The organism is Pseudoxanthobacter sp. (genome assembly GCF_036822375.1).
In the GTDB taxonomy this organism is placed as follows: domain Bacteria; phylum Pseudomonadota; class Alphaproteobacteria; order Rhizobiales; family Segnochrobactraceae; genus Pseudoxanthobacter.
Genome location: NZ_DAISHT010000158.1, coordinates 2,054 through 4,070, shown reverse-complemented (window position 1 = coordinate 4,070; position 2,017 = coordinate 2,054). Strand labels below are relative to the sequence as shown.

The 2,017-nt window shown below is 69.4% G+C and carries 1 protein-coding gene; it reads left to right on the top strand.

Annotated elements, in window-relative coordinates; translation table 11 throughout:
* The first annotated feature begins 1 nt into the window (after position 1).
* The gene (locus V7067_RS13280; protein ID WP_334176383.1) at positions 2-1,690 is read left to right on the top strand and encodes an electron transfer flavoprotein-ubiquinone oxidoreductase; all 1,689 of its coding nucleotides are present in this window, start codon (positions 2-4) and stop codon (positions 1,688-1,690) included.
* Positions 1,691-2,017: the final 327 nt, after the last annotated feature.

The following is a 2,017-nucleotide window of genomic DNA, read 5'->3' as shown; positions in this document are numbered from 1 at the left end:
GATGACGGGCGAGATCGAGCGCGAAAGCGCGGATTATGACGTGGTGATTGTCGGGGCCGGGCCGGCCGGGCTTGCCGCCGCCATCCGCCTGAAGGAACTGGCCGCCGCGGCCGGCCGCGACATCGCCGTGGTGGTGGTGGAGAAGGGCTCCGAGGTCGGCGCCCACATCCTCTCCGGCGCCGTCATCGACCCTGTCGGCCTCGATGCGCTGCTGCCGGACTGGCGGCAGGACGAGGACCGGCCGCTCACCACCGAGGTCACCGACGACCGCTTCTACTGGCTGCACGCCGGCGGCGCCACGCGGCTGCCCAATGCGCTGATGCCGCCGTTCATGAGCAATCACGGCAACTTCATCGGCTCGCTCGGCACCGTCTGCCGCTATCTGGCGGCAAAGGCGGAGGCGCTGGGCGTGGAGATCTATCCGGGCTTTCCCGCGGCCGCGCTGCTGCGCGACGGGGAGGGCCGGGTGACCGGCATCGTCACCGGCGACATGGGCGTGGGGCGCGACGGCAAACCGAAGGCAGATTTCGCGCCGGGCATGGAACTGCGCGGCCGCTACACGCTGCTGGCGGAAGGCGCGCGCGGCTCGCTTTCCAGACAGGCGATCGCGCTTTTCGGCCTTGGCGAGGGCCGCGAACCGCAGAAATTCGGCCTTGGCCTGAAGGAACTCTGGCAGGTGGCGCCGGACCGGTTCCGCCCCGGTCTGGTGCAGCACTCCTTCGGCTGGCCGCTCGACAACGGCACCGGCGGCGGCTCGTTCCTCTATCATTTCGGCGACGGGCTGGTCTCGGTCGGCTTCGTCGTCCACCTCAACTATTCCAACCCGACGCTGTCGCCGTTCGAGGAATTCCAGCGCTTCAAAACCCATCCGCTGATCCGCGACACCTTCGCCGGCGGCAAGCGCATCGCCTACGGCGCTCGCGCCATCACCGAGGGCGGGTTCCAGTCGGTGCCCAGACTCACCTTCCCCGGCGGTGCGCTGATCGGCTGCGCGGCCGGTTTCGTCAACGTGGCGCGCATCAAGGGCAGCCACAATGCCATCCTGTCCGGCATGCAGGCGGCGGAAGCCGCCTTCGCGGCGGTGGCGGAAGACCGGCGCGGCGATGAACTGAGCGCCTATGAAGCCGGCTGGCGCACCTCCGCCATCGGCCGCGACCTCAGGCCGGTGCGCAACGTCAAGCCGTTGTGGTCGCGCTTCGGCACCGTTGCCGGCATCGCGCTGGGCGGGCTGGACATGTGGACCAACAGCCTGCTCGGGCTTTCCCTGTTCGGCACGCTGAAGCACGGCAAGCCCGACAGCGACACGCTGGTGCCGCTCGCCGACCTGCCGCCGGGCGCCCGCAAGACCTATCCGAAGCCGGATGGCGTGCTGACCTTCGACCGGCTGTCGTCGGTGTTCCTGTCCAGCACCAACCACGAGGAAGACCAGCCGGTTCACCTGCGCCTCGCCGACCCGTCGCTGCCGGTGGTCCGGAACCTGCCGGTTTATGGCGAGCCGGCGCAGCTTTACTGCCCGGCCGGCGTCTATGAAATCGTCTATGGCGACGAGGCTGCGAAAACCGCGCCGCGCTTCGTGATCAACGCCCAGAACTGCGTCCACTGCAAAACGTGCGATATCAAGGATCCGTCGCGCAACATCACCTGGACGACGCCGGAAGGCGGCGGCGGGCCGACCTATCCCAACATGTAAGGCCGGAACAGCCCGTCCGCGGATTCAGGGACAGCCGGATTCGGGGGGGCTCCATCCGGGCCTCTGCGATTTCCGGTCCGGGCGGATTGCGCGCCGGGCGTCCGGCAGGCTATAGATGATCGTCGAAAGACGATCATACGCCGTCTGCCCGCACCCTGTCGCGGGCCGGTGGTCGTTCGCGCCGGCTCGCTTCCGCCCGGCTCGCTTCCGCCGCCCGGTTCCCTGCGGCAGCGCGGGGCCGGGCGCAACGGGCCGGCCGTGTTTCCGCCCCATCCCGTTTCCACCCTATCCCACCCCGCCCTTCCCCCCTCCGGCCCTATCCCGTTC